Here is a 17,775-nt window from a genome sequence, read left to right as displayed (position 1 = left end):
TCACGACGGCGATGACGTCAGACGCCTCGCACGCCGGTGAGCTCCCGAAGACGTACCCGAAGACGTTCCCGAAGTAGAGACGATGCCCTCGCAGCAGTCCGAACCTCCCGACAACCGACTCGCGCGGCTGCGCGGACCGCAGCCCCCTCAGCCGTACACCGCCCGTAAGATCACCGCCCTGACCGCCAATCCCGCCTGCGCCCGCCGCGCCGTCCTCGACGCCGCCGGTGTGGACAAGGCGCTGCTGGCCCAGCAGGTCGGATACGAGCCGCGCTTCGGCCAGTCCCCCTTCGCTCTCGCCCGCGAACAGGCGTTCCACGGCCTCGTGAAGTGGGGCAGCTACGCCGAGCTCATCCGGCTGCTGCGCGAGCAGCTCTCCGTCCCCGTGGCGGAGGCCCATGTCACCGACCTCAACGAGGTAGGGAGCAACACGGCCCTGCACCTGCGCGAGCGGGAGACCCGCCGCCTCATCGCGCACGTGGCCTCCGGCCAGGACGTACGGCTCATCCTCGACCGTCCCGTGCTCACCCTCGAAGTCGCCGGTCAGACGGCGTACTTGGAGCCGGACGCACTCACCCACCGCATCGGGGGGAAGTTCCACGTCGTCCTCATCCGCTCGTTCGCGGCGATCGACGGCCAGGCCAATCCGACCGCCGTCGCCGAGACGGCCAAGCAGGCCGCGGTGTACGTCCTCGCGCTGCACCGCGCCTTCGAGACGGCCGGCCTGCCCACCGAGCAGATCTCCCACGAGTTCCTGCTCGTCTGCCCCAAGGACTTCTCCAACCGCCCCTACGGCCGCCTGATCGACCTCCGGCAGGAACTCGACGCCCTCCAGTTCCAGCTCTCGCGGCTGCGGCGCGCCGAGGACCTCGCGGCCCGGCTCCCCGAGACGGCGACCCTGGACACGACCCGAAGCGCGGACGAACTCTCCTCTTCCATAGAGGCGTTGGACGCGTCGTACACACCCTCCTGCCTGTCCTTCTGCGAAATGGCGCGGTATTGCCGCGACGAGGCCGCCGGATGCGCCTCACCGGCCCGCCTGGGCAGCGGCGTGCGCAACGACCTGCCGGGCATCGACTCCACCCGCACCGCGCTCGACTACCTGGACGGCGTCGCCGCCCCTGGAGAGGCCGAGGCGGAAGCCGCCGACCTGCTGCGCGCCGCCGCCCGGCTGCGCCGACTCCGCCGGGGGGCCGCATGAGCGTTCTGTCCACCGTCGCGACGCTCACGGCCTCCCGCACCGGCCGTGCCGAACCGCTGACGACCGTCCGCCACCAGCACCTGGACGAGAAGCCGTTCGTCCTGGTGCCGCTCACCCTCGCCGGCGAGGCGTGCGCGCCCCTGGCCGCGCTCGCGGGTACGAACCCCGAGCACCCGACCCTGCTGACCGTCCACCAGCCGCGCAACCGCGCCGAACGCTTCCGGTTCGCCGAGCGCCTTGCCGCCCTCCTCCTCGCGTACATCGACGGGTGCCGGACGGAGACGGAGCCCTACACCGTCGGCCGCGGCAAGGAGAAGGAGGAACGCCTGCGCTACCGGCGGGCCCCGCAGCTCCTCGTCCCGAACGGCGAGGGCATCGCGTACGTGCGCCTGCTCGGTCGGCTAACCAGACTGCGCGCCACCGAGGGGCCGTACGCGGTCGACCCGTCCGTGCCGACCCTCGGCAAGTGGCTGACCTGGTTCGCGGACCTGGCCGAGTTCCCGGACTCCGGTGTGATGCTCGCGATGACCCGGCTGCTCGCCGCCAACTGGGCCACGGGTCAGAGTTCTTCCGAGGACTCCCACCTCGCGTCCCTGCTCGCGTGGATCGATCCACCGGCGGGCAGCGACGGCGCGCGGGCGGCGCGTGAGGCGGAGGACCCCGCCGTGTGGCCGCCGGCCGGTCCGTCCACGGACCCGGTCTTCGACCGGACCCTGCACGAGTTGATGACGCGCTACGACGAGGCGTCCGACGACCGCGGACGCGAGGCGGTCGGCCGCCAGATCGACCGTGAGCTGAGCAGCCAGATGATGCCCACCTGGCATCTGATGTGGCGCGGCGTGGAGCTGCTCCGCGAGCTGCCGGAGGGCGCCCACGTCCCCGGCCGCTGGGTCCTCGACCGGCGCTGGTTCTCCGAGTACGCCGAGTACCTGGACGCCGACGGCCGCCCGCAGGCCCGCCGCGACCAGGCCGTCCGAGCCGCCCGCCGCCTGGCCCGGCTGGAGGACGCGGTCACCCGCTACGAGGCGCAGCGCGCGTACGACGACCCGCTGGTGATGGCGGAGTACGAGCTGACCGGCGAGGCGTTCACGGGCACGGTCACGGCCAGGGACGAGGACCGCTTCGTCCCCGGCGACCGTCCCGGCTCCCAGGTGTGGCGTCCGACGATCACCCTCCGGACCGGCACCGACACCCGCGTCGGCCTCGCGGTCGGCACGGAGGTGAAGTCCCCCGCTCGGCCCGGCCAGGGAGCCCGGATCCTCGACGTACGACAAGAGGACGACGGCAGCCACACCGTGGTGCTCCAGCTCGAGGGCGGCTTCGCGAGGAAGCGCAAGCCCCCGGCGCCGTCCGGCACCCTCGCGGAGGCCGGCGAGGAGCTGACGTACACCACGCTCAACCCCACGGCCATGCCGTCCGCCCTGCCCGACGAGGAGAACACCCCCTGGACCCACGGCGGTCCGCCGCAGCCGTACGAGCCCACCGACGAGGACGCAGAGGAGACCTGGGAGTGACCGCCCTCCTTCCCGACACCGGGGAGCCCGACGCCCTCACCCCCGGCGAACGCGCGGACCGGGCGGTCGCGGGGATCCTGACCAGCCTCGACACCGCGCCCGGCCGGGGCGTCGTCGTGGACTCCCCGCCCGGAGCCGGAAAGTCCACGCTGGTGGTGAAGGCCACCGGGCACCTGACGTCCGCCGGCCACCAGCTCATGATCGTCGCGCAGACCAACGAGCAGGTCGACGACCTGGTGGACCGCATCGCGCGGGAGCACCCCGGTCTGGCACTCGGCCGTCTCCATGCCAGTGGCCACGTCCTCCCGCCCCGCGTCATCCGGCACCCCAACGTGATCGGGAGCAACCAGGTGACGGACCTGCGTGACCTGCCCGTCGTGGTGTCCACCGCGAAGAAGTGGTCGTTCGTCACCCCGGACAAGTGCGCGCCGTGGCGGTGGGCCATCGTCGACGAGGCGTACCAGATGCGCTCGGACGGGCTGCTCGCGACGGCCCCGCTGTTCGCCCAGGACGACTCGCAGGTCCTGTTCGTCGGCGACCCCGGCCAGCTCGACCCCTTCGCCACCGTGGAGACCGACCGCTGGCACGGCCTGACCTGGGACCCCCTGCGCAACGCGGTCGACGTCACCCTCGCCCACAACCCCGACCTCCTCCGCCACCAGCTCCCCGTCTCCTGGCGCCTCCCGGAGACGGCGGCACCCCTGGTCGAGCGAGCCTTCTACCCCTTCTACCGGTTCGTCCCCGGTACGACGGCACCGGAGCGCGTCCTGTCGTACGCCAGCCTGTCCCACGGCTCCACCCCACTGGACGACGTCCTTGCCCGGGCCGCCGACTCCGGCTGGGGCCACCTGGAACTCCCCGCCCGCCACACCCTGGACCAGGACCCGGAGGTGGCGGACGCCCTCGCGGCGACGGCGGCCCGGCTGCTGGAGCGCGGCGCGCTGGTCAACGGGGAGCCCCTGACCGCGTCGCGCATCGCGATCGGCACGGCACGCACCGTGCAGGCGGACGCGGTCCGCTCCCGCCTCGCCGCCCGCGGCCTGACCGACATCACCGTGGACACCGCCAACCGCCTCCAGGGCCGCGAGTTCGACGTCACCCTCGTCTGGCACCCACTGTCCGGCCGCCAGGACGCCTCCGCCTTCCACCTGGAGACGGGCCGCCTGTGCGTTCTGCTGTCCCGACACCGTTTCGCGTGCATCGTGGTGGCCCGCGCCGGCATCCGGGACCTGTTGGACCGGCATCCGCGGAGCAGTCCTGTGTACCTGGATGTGCCGCCCAAGTTTCCGGATGGGTGGCGGGCACACCAGGTGGTTATGGGGCATTTGGAGCGGGGGGAGCACCGGGTGCGGGCGACGTGATCATGGGACGAATGGGGTCATTGTCGGTGGCAGACTGTACGGTCCACGCAGACGTGGCGTGAGGGAGATATCCAGAACATGGCAGCAGTGATCGAGAACCCGATCATCAATTCGCCGTACGCTGAACCGGCCTGGCACTGGGAGCTGGACCAGCGCGGCCAGCCGACCGGCGAGCGGGTTGCCGGGCGCCGCCCGAGCGAGACCTGGATGCCCGTACCGCGTGCCAGGAAGGGACGCAAGACCGGCGCCGGCGTCCAGCACGAGCTGTTTCTCGACGGCATCCTGGAGGAGCGCAAAGGCCAGGACGTCATCGGCAACATCCGAGCCGAGGTCTCCCGCTGGCGCCAGGCCGGGTATCCGAACATCACGCCCACGACGCGTCGTCTTCTGGAGTACTGGACGGACGGTACCCGTGAGCGGAAGCTGTTCTTCGCCCAGGTGGAAGCCGTGGAGACCGCCATCTACCTGACCGAGGTGGGCACGAAGCTCGGCAAGACGTGGATCGGTGCCCACCTGGACGAGGCCAATCAGGAGCACAACGCCGGCCTGCCCAGAGTCGCCCTGAAGATGGCGACGGGCGCGGGCAAGACCGTGGTGATGGCGATGCTGATCGCCTGGAACACCCTCAACAAGGTCGCCGGCCCGCAGGACCGCCGGTTCGCCAAGCGCTTCCTCCTGGTGGCGCCCGGTGTGACCATCCGGGACCGGCTGCGCGTGCTGATGCCCTCCGACCCGAACAACTACTACAAGGAGCGGGACATCGTCCCCGCAGACCTGTGGGGTGCGCTCGGTCAGGCACAGGTGGCGATCACCAACTACCACACGTTCATGCTCCGGACGACGCGGGAGGGTCAGGGACTCGCGTCCAAGACCAAGAAGCTGCTCCTGGCCAAGTCCAAGGACGACCCCTTCGTCGAGACGCCCCCCATGATGGTCAACCGGGTCCTGCGCGATCTTGGCGGGAGCAAGGGCGAGATCATCGTCTTCAACGACGAGGCTCACCACTGCTACCAGACTCGCGGGGCCGCCCTGGAGGGTGCCGTCACCCTGGACGAGCTGAAGGGGGAGGAGAAGAAGCAGGCCGAGGAGGAGAACAAGCACGCTCGTCAGTGGTTCGACGGACTGAACCACATCATGCGCAAGACCGGCATCAAGACCGTCTACGACCTCTCCGCGACCCCCTTCTACCTGAACGGCTCGGGCTACCCGGAGGGCACCCTCTTCCCGTGGGTGGTCAGCGACTTCGGACTCCTGGACGCCATCGAGTCGGGCCTCGTCAAGATCCCGCGTGTACCGGTGGACGACGACGCTGAACACAAGGACGTCTCGTACCTGAACCTGTGGGAGCACATCAGGGACAAGATGCCGACGCGCGCCCAGAAGCCGGAGACGCTTGCGGACAAGACGCTCCCCCCGGTATTGGAAGGTGCCGCCCACAGCCTGTACCGGAACTACGCGCAGGCGTTCGCGCGGTGGGAGGAGGAGACCCGGGGCACCGGATCCACGCCCCCGGTGTTCATCATCGTCTGCAACAACACGACGGTCTCGAAGTGGGTGTACGACCAGATCGCCGGACGTGAGCTCCCGGACGCCGACGGACTCGGCAAGCCGGGCATGCTGGAACACTTCTCCAACTACGACGCCCAGGGCCGCCGCTATGCCGTCCCGCGCACCATCCTGGTCGACTCGGCGCAGCTGGAGTCCGACAACCCCCAGCTCGACGCCCAGTTCAAGGCAGCGGCGGCCGAGGAACTGGAGGCGTTCAAGGAGGAGTACCGCACCCGGTTCCCGGACCGCGACGTGGAGGCTCTGAAGGACGCCGACCTGCTGCGCGAGGTCCTGAACACCGTCGGCAAGAAGGGCAAGCTCGGGCAGGACGTGCGCTGCGTGGTGTCCGTGTCCATGCTGACGGAGGGCTGGGACGCCAACACCGTCACGCACATCCTGGGCGTGCGTGCCTTCGGAAGCCACCTGCTGTGCGAGCAGGTGGTGGGCCGCGGCCTGCGCCGCATCTCGTACGCGGTCAACGAGGAGGGGCTGCTTGAGCCGGAGTACGCGGACGTGTACGGCATCCCGTTCCAGTTCATCCAGACCGATCCGAACCGGGAGCTGAAGTCCAAGCCTCGACCGGAGCCGAAGCACGTCCGGGCCATGAGGGACCGGGAGGACCTGCGCATCACTTTCCCTTGCCTAGAGGGATACCGGGTGGAGGTGGAGGAGGCGCAGTTCTACGCGGACTTCACCGAGGCGGAGCCGTTCAAGGTCGACGAGGGCGTCGCCACGCGGGCCGATGTGGAAGGAATCGTCGGAGAGCAGGCCCGGCACACGCTGGTCGACGGCCGCGACATCCGTGTGCAGCAGGTCTCCTTCCAACTGGCCAAACTGGCACTGGACTTGCTGGAGGACCCGAAACGAGGACGCAAGCCGTGGATGTTCCCGAATCTGGTACGGCTCGCCAAGGACTGGATCACACACTGCGTCGGCACGGACAACCAGCGTGCCCTGGCGATCATCTCCCAGGTCTCCGAGGAACGGCAGCGGGCCGCTGAGTTGTTCTTCGCCGCGCTGAACCGCCAGGAAGGCGACAACACGTCCAAGGTGCTGCCCATCTTCGCGCGCTATGCGCCGGAAGGCTCCACGGACAACGTGGACTTCTACACCACCAAAGCGGTCTACGAGGCCGACGAGGACAAGTCGCCGGTCAACTACGTCGTGCTCGACGGGATAGACGGCAACACGTGGGAGCAGATTTTGGCCACGCTGCTCGACGGCAACAAGAACGTGCAGTCGTACGTCAAGAACGACCACCTGGAGTTCGCGATCCCCTACCTCTTCGCGGGACGTACGCACCGGTACCTGCCCGACTTCATCGTCCGGCTGAAGCCCCGGGACGAGGACGACGAGCAGCGCCACCTGATCGTGGAGGTCTCGGGCTCGCGCAAGTCTGCCGGCAAGCGGGCGGTGAAGGCGGAGACCGCGCGGATGTGGTGCGCGGCCGTGAACAATCACGGCGGCTTCGGCAAGTGGGGCTATGTCGAGCTGTCTCAGAACCCGACCACGTTCAAGTCCGGCCTGGCGGCCGCGATCGAGTCACTCTACGGCGACGGGGCGTTGACGGGTCTGTGCGAGGAAGGGCTCAAGAGCGTGGACAGGCTCAAGAGCGACGATGACGAAGCGGACTGGGGCGACGACGACTACCCCTGGGACGACGACCTGTTCAGCGCGGCGCGCGAGGCCGAGGGCGAATCCCGGCAGCGGCGGCAGCACGACGGCGACAACGACGAGGAAGGGAAGTAAGCACGATGGCCGCTCCCCGGAAGCGCAGTGCGAGGACCGCCGCGAACAGCACCAAGGCCGTGCAGGCCATAAAGCATGAGGAAACACGAGTGAACAACCCGACGGCGGACGCGTTCGACCTGGTCACGGAAGCGGTCGAGGCTGCCATGACCTGGCGCGGCAAGCGGGACTTCGCCAAGGACCCCCAGCTTGTCTGGAAGGGCAAGGACGAGCAGGACCGCGAGTACCTGGAGGTCCCGGCCCCTCCGATCTTCCGCCAGGAGCGGATCGAGCCGCGCTATCTCGTCAAGCAGCTGATGGACGAGACGAAGAGGCGGCGGGAGAGCGAGGGAGGTGAGAGCGCCGGGGAGGAACTCTCGCTCTTCGGTACCGAGTTCTTCGACGACGGTATCCCGGACGAGCTGGACAAGGTCGACTGGTACAACCACCAGATGAACTGGACCAACCGCATGATCCTGGGCGACTCGCTCCAGGTGATGGCGAGCCTTGCGGAGCGGGAGAATCTGCGGGGCAAGGTTCAGATGGTGTATATCGATCCGCCATACGGCATCAAGTTCGGGTCGAATTGGCAGGCTCGGGCGGACAACTCTCGGGTGCGCGACGGAAAGCTCGAAGATGCGACACGAGAAGTCGAACAGATTAAGGCTTTTCGTGACACTTGGGAGCTGGGCATCAGTTCCTACCTCACCTACCTCCGCGATCGCCTCACATCAGCCCGCGACCTGCTTGCCGAGTCCGGCTCCATTTTCATCCAGATCGGTGACGAAAATGTACATCTGGTTCGCTCAATACTGGATGAAGTATTCGGATCTGAGAACTTCGTTTCACTGATTGCCTTCAAGACGACATCTGGGGCGGGAAGCTTCGCAGGCGGCACTAACGTGCTCGCCTCCGTTGCCGACTATGTCATCTGGTATGCACGGAACATCGACACCGTCAAGTACCGCCAGCTCTACGTACTTAAGCAGCTCGGAGAATCAGGCGCCAGCGGATACAACTTCGCGGAGACACCTGACGGCACCCGCGCAAGATTCACTTCTACCCCGCCCGAAGGAAGTCGAGTTTTCACGGCTGATAATCTTACAAGCCAAACAACTCGTGTAGGGCAAACGACGGTATTTCCGGTAACGGTCGACGATGTCATCTACCGCCCGGCGAAGGGCGGATGGAAGACCAATCGCGAAGGGATGGAGCGCCTCAAAAACGCCAAGCGACTGCTGGGGCTGGGTCGAACCTTGCGCTATGTAAGGTACTTCGATGATTTTCCAGCCTTCCCCCGCAATAACCTTTGGGATGACACCACAACCGCAGGTTTCGGAGCAGACAAGATCTACGTAGTCCAGACAAACACGAAGGTCATCGAACGCTGCATGCTCATGGCCACAGACCCCGGCGACCTCGTTCTTGACCCCACCTGCGGCTCAGGCACCACCGCTTACGTCGCCGAGCAGTGGGGCCGCCGCTGGATCACTGTCGACACCTCCCGCGTAGCCATCGCACTCGCCCGGCACCGCATCATGGGCGCCAAGTACCCCGCCTACCTCCTCGCCGACTCCCCCGAAGGAAAGTCCAAGGAAGCCGAACTCAGCCAGCAGCCGCTCGACCGCTCGCCCTCGAAGCACGACATCCGCCGTGGCTTCGTCTACGAGCGCGTTCCGCACATCACCCTGAAGTCCATCGCGAACAACCCCGACATCAAGGAGGGAATGACCCGCGACCAGATCGACAAGGCGATCAAGAAGCACGCCGAGTTCGAGACGCTGTACGACCGCCCCTACGAGAACAAGAAGGCCGTCCGCGTCGCCGGCCCCTTCACCGTCGAGTCCCTCTCGCCGCACCGCTCCGTCTCCTTCGACCAAGATGTCCCCGCCTCCGAGAAGGCCGCCGAGATGATGCCGTCCGGCGCCTCGTACGAGGAGACGATCCTGGAGCACGTCAAGAAGGCGGGCGTGCAGAACGGCTACCGGAACGAGCGGCTGGAGTTCGAGTCGGTCGAGCCGGTGTCCGGGCGGATACTGACCGCTGTCGGCATCCGCAAGGACGCCGAGGAGGGGACACCGGCCCGCGTCGGTATCGCGCTTGGTCCCGAGTACGGAACCGTCGACTCCCTCTTCATCAAGAACGCGGCCCGTGAAGCCCTCCGGTTCGGCGAGATCGATCTTCTGCTCATCCTCGGTTTCGCCTTCGACGCGACCGCGACCGAGGCGACCAACGAGATCAACCAGGAGCGAGGCGAGTTCTCCGTCATCCAGCAGCGTCAGGTCGGCAAGATGGCCGTGCTCAACGTCCGTATGAACCCGGACCTCGCCATGGGCGACGAACTCGCCAACACAGGCGCCGGAAACCTGTTCACGGTCTTCGGCGAGCCCGATATCGAGCTGACGGAGACGAGCGACGGCCAGCTCGTCGCCGAGATCAAGGGACTCGACATCTACAACCCGACGACGGGTGACGTTCGCGCCGAGGGTCCTGACGACATCATGATGTGGTCCATCGACACGGACTACGACGCCGAGGCCTTCATCGTTCGCCACGTCTACTTCTCGGGCGAGAACGGGAAGTCCACGGGGCTCAACCCGTACGAGCGGCTCGGTAAGGCGCTCAAGGGACAGATCGACGACGAGGCACTGTCCACCCTCTTCACCACGAAGTCCCGCCCCTTCCCCAAGCCCGAGTCCGGCCGCATCGCCGTCAAGGTCGTCAACTACTACGGCGACGAAGTCCTCAAGGCCATCGACATCTGACACCACCACCGGCTGGGGTGCGTACCGCCACGGCACGCACCCCACCCACCACCGACCACGCCACACGAAAGCACCACGTCACCGCACCAGCACAACAGCCAGCTTCGGGGGGAACAGTGCAGTTCACGGACGCCCAGCGCACCGCCATCGACACCCACGACGACAACCTCCTCATCGTCGCCTGCGCCGGTTCCGGCAAGACGGAGGTGATCTCGCAGCGGATCGCCCGCCTGATCGGGCGGCCCGGTGTCCAGCCCAGGAACATCGTCGCCTTCACCTTCACCGAGAAGGCCGCAGGCGAGTTGAAGGAACGTGTGCACAAGCGGATCCGTGAACTCCACGGCGAGGTGCACGGCCTCGCCGAGATGTACATCGGCACCATGCACGGCTACGCCCTCGACCTGCTGCACAGCCACGTGCCCGAGGCGTTCAAGTACAACGTCCTCAACGACGTGCAGACCCGCCTGATCATCGACAAGTACAGTACCCAGTCAGGGCTGACCACGACGAACGCGATCGTCCAGGGAACCCCGAAGCCCCTGCGGCGCTGGGTCAACTCCAAGCTGTACCAGCAGGTCATGTCGATCCTCCGGGAGGACGACGTGGATCTGGACGGGCTCCGCTCCGACGTGGCGGACGGGCTCGACAAATACATGCAACTGCTCAGCGACCGCGCGTACTTCGACTACACAGCCATCCTCCACAACACCGCGGTCCTACTCAACGACGACAACGACGAGGGCGACGAGTCCGTCCTGAGCCTCCAGCGGCATGTCAAGGAGACCGTCAGGTACGTCGTCGTCGACGAGTACCAGGACACCAACCCGGTCCAGGAGCAGCTGATCCGCGGACTCACCCGCCACGGGGCGAACCTCTGCGTGGTCGGTGACGACGACCAGACGATCTACCAGTGGCGCGGCAGTGCCGTCGAGAACATCCTCACGATCGAGAACCGCTACCCGGGCGTCCGCCGAGCCACGCTGAATGAGAACTTCCGCTCCAGCCCCGCCATCGTCGACCTCGCACGCCGAGTCGTCGAGCAGATTCCGCCTGGCGAACGCCTCAACAAGGCGATGACGGCGGCGGGCCACCAGACCTTCGAGCGCGGCGACCTGCTGGCACTCGAATTCCCGGACACGGAGGCGGAGGCCGGCTGGCTCGTAGACCGCATGGAGCGGCTGCGCGGCGTCCCGTTCCAGGACCGGGAGGGAAGTGAGCCGCGTGGACTCGACTGGTCCGACTTCGCCGTCCTGTTCCGCTCCGTCAAGGCCGACGCCGGCCCGCTCGTCGAAGAGCTCCGACGCCGCGACATCCCGTATGTCATCAAGGGCCTGACCAAGCTTTTCGAGACACCGGAAGTCCAAGCGGCCGTCAGCTGCTTCCGGTTCGTCGCGGGGGAGGCCGACGAGCAGGACGTGATCGACGCATGGGTCGACGCCGGCGTCGGGCTCACGGAGGGCGATGTCCGCGCCGGACTTCCCGTGCTCACCGCGGCCATGCGGTGGGACGCGTCCAAGCCCTGGGACTCCACCACGCTCCAAGGCGTCTTCCTTGATTTCCTCGAAGCCGTCGAGCTGCGCGAGGAGCGTGTTCCGCGCGAGCGGGGCGAACTCGTCTACTACAACCTCGGTCGCTTCTCCACCGCGATCGGGGACTTCGAGCGCATCCACCTCACCAGCGAGCCCCAGCAGCGGTTCGACGCGTTCGCCAAGTGGGTCGAGTACCAGGCCCCCGACTACTACGAGGAGTCCGACGGGGACAACGGCTACGCCCAGCCCAACGCCGTCGTCATCGCCACCGTCCACCAGGCCAAGGGCATGCAGTGGCCCGCCGTCTTCCTTCCTGCCCTGCGCCAGAACACCTTCCCCGCCTCCCGCCGGGGCGGTACCAACGTCTTCCATGTGGTGGAGGCGGACCTCGTTCCCGGTGCCGACCGTTACCGAGGCACCAAGGCCGACGAGCGACGCCTCTTCTACGTCGCCGTCACCCGCGCCCAGAAGTACCTGGCACTCTCCTTCGCCCCCACGGAGAAGCGCACAGGCAAGAAGCGTTCGGACTTCTTCAACGAGGCCACGCAGGTGCACACCGTCCTGACCCGCGAGGTCCGCCCTTCCTCCGACGGACGGCTCACACCAACCGCCATGCGCGGTATCCCCGAGGTCGTCATGTCCTTCTCGGACCTGAAGTACCTCTTCGAGTGCCCGTATTCCTTCAAGCTCCGTCTTCTGTACGGCTTCGACTCGCCTCTGCAGAAAGAACTCGGCTTCGGCAAGTCGCTCCACGACGTCATGGCGGAGATCCACAAACGGGCCATCGAGGGCGACATCGCCGCCCCCGAGGAGGCGGAGGACCTGGTGGACCGTCACCTCAACCTCCCGTTCGCTAACAAGGCTGCGGCAGACCAGCTCCGCCCCGCCGCCGAGACGGCCGTGCGGCGCTACCTGGAACGTCACGGCGCGACCCTGCACCAGACGAGATACTCCGAGCAGCCCGTCGAGATCCACCCGGTCCCCGGCGTCACCGTCACCGGCCGCGTCGACCTGATCAAGCGACTGGACACGAACGAGACGTCGGTCGTCGACTTCAAGTCGAGCGAGCGCGCTCAGGCCGAAAACCTCACCCGTGACCAACTGCACCTGTACGTACTCGGATACCGGGAGCTGACGGGCCAGAACGCGGATGTCGTTGAGGTCCTCAACCTTGATAAGGCGGGACGTGACACGCGCGAAATGGTGGACCCCGAGGTCATGACCGACCTCTGCAAGCGGGTCACGGAGGCTGCGGACTCCTTGCGCACCAACCGGCTACCCCGCCTGGACAGTTGGTGTTCGTCCTGCGCCGGCTGCGACTTCGCTGGCATCTGCCGAAGTCGCGAAAGCTGACGGAACTCTGCCATCCCACCTGAGAGCCCGTTCCCGGCCTGTGCCAGGGCACGGGAAGGGCCCCGGCCCCAGTTGGGCGTACGCAGTTCGGTACGCGGCATTGCCGCCGGTGTGATGCGGGATCGGGCGGCACCGCTCCCGCATCACCGGTCATCGTTCGTCGACGCCTACGCCGCTCAAACCTCCGTCACGAACCCCACAAACCGCGACCACCCCTCACGCCCCACCGCGAAGTGAGGGCGCGCCACGTCCTTGGAGTCCCGTACACAGATGGCCTGTTCGGTGAGGGCGACCTCGACGCAGTCGTCACCCTGACTGCCGCTGTAGCTCGACTTGAACCACGCCAGTTCCGGCCTCGTGCTCATAGCTCTCCTCGGAGTCGCTCCAGCAGACCCCGCGAGTCCTTGGCGTTCAGGGCCTGCGAGCGCAGTGTGTCATAGCGCTGGTACAGCAGGCTCACCTCTTTCGGGTCAGAGATCAGGCGGCCGTTCTGCTGCCCTTCGGAGTACGCGAGCCGCTGGCCCTTCGGGGTCTCCACAAGCCGCACGGGACCGTCCAGGCAGGCGTGGAGCTCGGCCTCCAACGGCACGATCTGAAGCGTCACGTTGCGTGGTGCGCTCCGCTCCAGCACATGGTCGAACAGCTCCAGCATCTGCCCCCTGTCCCCGAACCGACGCCGGAAGACGTGTTCTTCGACGATGAAGCTGAACGGCGTGGTCGGCCGCTCGAACAGCATCCGCTGCCGCTCCATCCGCCTCGCCATGAAGTCCTCCAACTGGTTGTCCGGCGCCACCGGAACGGTCCCCTCGAACACCGCCCGCGCGTACCCCTCCGACTGCAACAACCCCGGCACCAGCCTGCACTCATACGTACACAGGCTCACTGCCACCCGCTCCAGCCGGGCCCACTCCCGGAACCACGCCGCGAGTCCCACATCCCCCCGCCCCCGCGTCACGTACTTCGACGACTTCCGCAGCGCCCCGGTGTTCCCGAGGAGTTCCTCCGACCGCACCACGTACGACTCGTCGGGCATCCGCCGCCCCAACTCCACCGACTCCACGGTGTGCTTGGAGAAGCGCACCAGGTCCGCGAACTCGGCCCTGCTGTACCCCGCGTGCTCGCGCAGCGCCTGCTGGACGGCACCCCAGGTACGCAGACTGTCCGAGGGGTCGGGCTCCCGGTCCGGCTCACAGGCGGCCAGGTCGTCGCCGTCAGGACCACCGGCATGACTGCCGTCGCGGCCGTTGCCGCCGCCGTGGTTGCTGCCTACGCTGTCGATGTCGATGCCGCCCGTCGTCCGCGGCCACCTCCGGTTCCGTACCCGTACTGTCCGTCGTCCCTGCACCCGACGGCACCCAGAGTGAAGGACCGCGCCGCGTACCGTCCACGGAGTGTGCCCGTACGCTGACGTACCGTACGGGCCGGGCGCCTGGAACACGCCCCCGCGCGCCCGTCACCGTGGCCTCATGAAGGCAACCACACCCCAACTCCTCGCAACTGTACGCACGTTCTCCCAGCTCCTGTCGTCCACCCGCCGCGGAGCCCGCCTCGCCCGTCTGCTCACCGTCGAACAGCTCCGCACCTGGGAAGTGTCACCCGGCGTCACCGAGCGCGCCGGACAGATCGTGGCGGAACTCGCCAGCAACGCCACCCTGCACGGCCGCGTCCAGGGACGCGACTTCCGCCTCGTCCTCACCCTCGACACCAGCACCCTCCGCATCGCCGTCACCGACGCCCGTGGCGATCGACTCCCGCCCCTGTCGGCCTCGGCAGACGTCGGCCCCCTCCCCGACGCCAAGTCGGGTCGAGGCCTCCTCCTGGTCGCCGCCTTGGCCGACCGTTGGGGCACGGACCCGTATCCGCCCGGCGGCAAGACGGTCTGGGCCGAATGCGCCCGTGAGCCCCACGGCCCGGACACGCACAGCGGGCGTACCTGACCGCGACGGCCGGGCGCGGTTCACCCGCTACGCGGCACGCGTCTGAGCACAACTCTCGGCCATGACTGAGGAGTTCAAGCCAGACGTCTGGGTGAACCGCCACCGCAACGGCTCCAAGCTTGAAACCGGTGGGTGCTGTTGGGGGAAACCGTCCCAGAACCGGCAGCCTGAGTGGGAAACTTGAGGTCTAACGACCCGAGGAGTTCAAAGCATGGCAACAGATGCCCACGGCGGACCCGTTCCGGCAGCAGACGGACGTGGGCAGCGAGTCCTCGACCTCCTGGACAAGGCGATCGACAGCCAGAGCCTACTGGTGCGCAAGAACATAGCGCGGGCCCGCCAACGGACCCCAGAGGCGACACCGGCACAGGTGATACGCAATCTGGAGCGGATGTACGTCAGCGCCTTGACCGGGACCGGTGCTGCAGTTGGAGGAACCGCAGCCGCGCCCGGCGTCGGCACGGGAGTCGCGCTGGCACTCTCGGCAGGCGAGGCTCTCTCGTCCCTTGAACTGAGCGCCCTCTTCGCACTCTCGCTCGCCGAGGTCCACGGAGTCCCCATCGACGAGATCGAGCGCCGCCGAACGATCGTGATGGGAATCATGCTCGGTGGGAGTGGCTCCACCACCATTACCAAGGTCGCCGAGCGTACGGGGCAACACTGGGGACGTCAGGTTGTCGCCAAGGTGCCCGTCGAGACGTTGCGTCAGATCAACAAGATCCTGGGAAAGAACTTCATCACGAAGTACGGGACCAAGCAGGGGATCATCGTTCTCGGTCGGGTGGCACCGTTCGGTATCGGCGCTGTGATCGGTGGTGGTGCCAACGCCGCCATGGCCACTCTGGCTGTGAGGGCCGGTCGTCGCGCCTTTGGCCCGCCCCCGACGTCGTGGCCAGGGCTGACGTCCAACACGCCGCCATCGTCCGAGAACTCGCCTGGCTGACCCTCGGTGCACTGACGTACGTCGAGCACCCCGCCTCCGCCATCGCAGTCGATTACGGCGCGTCCAGCGCCTACGTGGTTGCCGCGAGGCCGCTCGCTCCGGGCCATCGGGGCGAGTTCACGCGGAACGTCCCGTCCGCGATATCCCACGTGATGCGAGCCGAGACCGGCAGGACACGGCAGCAGGCACGGTAGACATCAGCTCAACCAAGGGGGTGCTTGTGGGCGACGGAGGGTTCAACCGCACGTGCTTGAAGTGCCGCAACTCCATCGAAATCGACCAGGACGGCCACGTGGTAGCCCATGACAGGCCGATAAGTCGTCTCCCCTGCCATGCCTCCGGTCAGCTCGCCACACTCGTGTCGGTCGAGTGGGGGCCCGGGCCTCGACGCAGCCGGCGGACTACGGGCAGGGACAAAGGGCGCGGGCGTGCCTTGCGGGACAAGACCGAGTACCTCAAGCCCCCTGAGTGGCTGCCGAATTATCGAGGTGAGCACCTGCCGACAATCGGCCTGCCCGCCAAAGGGTGGTTCGGTGTCTGGTTCCCGGCTCACACGATGTGGGAGCACGAGCGGAAACTGTCCGGCTGGGTCGGAAGCGATAGATCGTTCCGGTGGGACAGCCGCGAGGGGTGCTGGACGGTGGCCAGCGCTCACTTCCCCCACATCAGCCGGGAGCTGCTCCGCAGGTATCCGAGCGTCCTCATCGGCCGTGAGTACAACCCACGTGAAAGGTGCAACTCGTCCTGCCAGAACGCCCAGGGCTTCCTGTGCACCTGCTCCTGCCGTGCCAAGTACCACGGCCGTGGTAAATGGCGAAGCGGGTGGAGGACTCTTGGCGAGTTCAGCGGTCGGCGCGCGGGGAGGCCGTGGCACTGGATGGCCGTTGCCGTTGATGGCTGATCACCTCGGCACCCGCTCGCGGAGCGAGTCCGCGCAGGGCCGAACTCCGTGCCCCGCTCCTGCCGACGGCTCGTTCACCGCCTGGGCGACGCCTGGACGGGGCCGAGCGTGGCTCCCGGTCATCAGACAGCGACCACGTGCACGTCCGACGGCGCGAGAATCGTGAGGTAGGCGTGGATGTCCCCCGGGTCGGTGGTGAAGATCACCGAGCTGCCGTGCCGGGCCGCTGCCAGGGCCACCCAGGCGTCCACCGCGTCCGGCCGCTTCTTCGCCGGCAGGGCCGCCCGCCCCAGAGCGGTCCCGATGCGCCGCCAGTCCGCGAGGTCCGGGCCCGTCGCACAGGCCAGACACTCCGGACGGCCCGCCTTCGTCTCACGCATGGGCGGCTCGGACGTACGGGCCTGAGGGACCGTGCAGTCCTTCAGGACGCCGGACAGGGCGTGCACCAGCGCTGGCTGGGGGCGCCACACCTGGGCGAGGACCGGCCCGAGCACCAGCGCCCGGTGCGGGACCGTGCGCAGTCCCTCATGGAGGGCCACCGCCTTCGCCTTGCGGTCGGCCAGCGCGATGAGCATGCCGGTGTCGTAGACCGGCACCCGTGCGCTCACGCGGCGTGTCCCGGACGGCGGCCTTGCCGGTCGCGACCGTGGACGAGCCCCAGGGCCTCCTCCACATCGCGGCGTTCCTGCTCCGTCAGCTCCGCGGTCGGTTCCGGGGCGGGTTCTGCGGGCAGCCCGTCCGCCGCTCGCTCCGCCCGGGCGATGAGTGCGTCCACCTCGGCGAACTGTTCCTCTATGGCATCGCTCTCGGCCATCTGGCGCGTTGCGGCATGCACCAGATAGGCCGAGACGTCCATGCCCGCCCGTTCCGCGTGCTGCCTGATGCGTTCGGCCTGCTCCTGCTCCAAGCTGATGCTGATGCGTGTCTTCGCCACGAAGACATCGTAATACGCGTATGACGACGGTGCGAGTGCGGCTGGTCGAGGTGGGCAACCG

General features: G+C 67.6%; 12 protein-coding genes. 8 read left to right on the top strand and 4 right to left on the bottom strand.

Annotated elements, in window-relative coordinates:
- The first annotated feature begins 82 nt into the window (after positions 1-82).
- From QC282_RS04370 to QC282_RS04345, 6 genes are all read left to right on the top strand, one after another.
- Positions 83-1,201 carry a hypothetical protein gene (locus tag QC282_RS04370; protein WP_279547839.1) on the top strand — a complete coding sequence of 373 codons (1,119 nt, stop codon included), beginning with the start codon at positions 83-85 and terminating at the stop codon, positions 1,199-1,201.
- A complete protein-coding gene (locus QC282_RS04365) occupies positions 1,198-2,715 on the top strand; it encodes a hypothetical protein (RefSeq protein WP_279547838.1) in 1,518 nt (505 codons plus the stop codon). Before QC282_RS04370 ends, QC282_RS04365 begins: the two co-directional genes overlap by 4 nt.
- A complete protein-coding gene (locus QC282_RS04360) occupies positions 2,712-4,076 on the top strand; it encodes an AAA family ATPase (protein WP_279547837.1) in 1,365 nt (454 codons plus the stop codon). Before QC282_RS04365 ends, QC282_RS04360 begins: the two co-directional genes overlap by 4 nt.
- 78 nt (positions 4,077-4,154) lie before the next feature.
- Entirely contained in the window at positions 4,155-7,373 is a 3,219-nt protein-coding gene (locus tag QC282_RS04355) for a BPTD_3080 family restriction endonuclease (protein WP_279547836.1), read from the top strand.
- Between the two features lie 89 nt (positions 7,374-7,462).
- Positions 7,463-10,117: a site-specific DNA-methyltransferase gene (locus tag QC282_RS04350; protein WP_279547835.1), complete on the top strand. Its 2,655-nt coding sequence runs from the start codon at positions 7,463-7,465 to the stop codon at positions 10,115-10,117.
- Between the two features lie 116 nt (positions 10,118-10,233).
- A complete protein-coding gene (locus QC282_RS04345; protein ID WP_279547834.1) occupies positions 10,234-12,999 on the top strand; it encodes an ATP-dependent DNA helicase in 2,766 nt (921 codons plus the stop codon).
- A gap of 176 nt (positions 13,000-13,175) precedes the next feature.
- Here QC282_RS04345 and QC282_RS04340 read toward each other — a convergent pair whose 3' ends face one another.
- Both QC282_RS04340 and QC282_RS04335 read right to left on the bottom strand, forming a co-directional pair.
- Positions 13,176-13,364, bottom strand: coding sequence for a DUF397 domain-containing protein (locus QC282_RS04340; protein WP_279547833.1), 189 nt, complete (start codon positions 13,362-13,364; stop codon positions 13,176-13,178).
- A complete protein-coding gene (locus tag QC282_RS04335) occupies positions 13,361-14,200 on the bottom strand; it encodes a helix-turn-helix transcriptional regulator (RefSeq protein WP_279547988.1) in 840 nt (279 codons plus the stop codon). The genes QC282_RS04340 and QC282_RS04335 overlap by 4 nt, the downstream gene beginning before the upstream one ends.
- Before the next feature lie 265 nt (positions 14,201-14,465).
- Between QC282_RS04335 and QC282_RS04330 the strand changes: the two genes are divergently transcribed.
- Positions 14,466-14,936, top strand: coding sequence for an ATP-binding protein (locus QC282_RS04330; protein WP_279547832.1), 471 nt, complete (start codon positions 14,466-14,468; stop codon positions 14,934-14,936).
- Between the two features lie 211 nt (positions 14,937-15,147).
- Positions 15,148-15,879 carry a hypothetical protein gene (locus QC282_RS04325; RefSeq protein WP_279547831.1) on the top strand — a complete coding sequence of 244 codons (732 nt, stop codon included), beginning with the start codon at positions 15,148-15,150 and terminating at the stop codon, positions 15,877-15,879.
- A gap of 1,023 nt (positions 15,880-16,902) precedes the next feature.
- Here QC282_RS04325 and QC282_RS04320 read toward each other — a convergent pair.
- Positions 16,903-17,388: a hypothetical protein gene (locus QC282_RS04320; RefSeq protein ID WP_279547830.1), complete on the bottom strand. Its 486-nt coding sequence runs from the start codon at positions 17,386-17,388 to the stop codon at positions 16,903-16,905.
- Positions 17,385-17,714 carry a ribbon-helix-helix protein, CopG family gene (locus tag QC282_RS04315; RefSeq protein ID WP_279547829.1) on the bottom strand — a complete coding sequence of 110 codons (330 nt, stop codon included), beginning with the start codon at positions 17,712-17,714 and terminating at the stop codon, positions 17,385-17,387. The genes QC282_RS04320 and QC282_RS04315 overlap by 4 nt, the downstream gene beginning before the upstream one ends.
- Between the last annotated feature and the right edge of the window lie 61 nt (positions 17,715-17,775).

Source organism: Streptomyces sp. DH24 (assembly GCF_029813775.1).
Taxonomy (GTDB): Bacteria; Actinomycetota; Actinomycetes; order Streptomycetales; family Streptomycetaceae; genus Streptomyces.
Note: the sequence above shows the minus strand (reverse complement) of the source record. Positions and strands in the feature narration are given on the sequence as shown.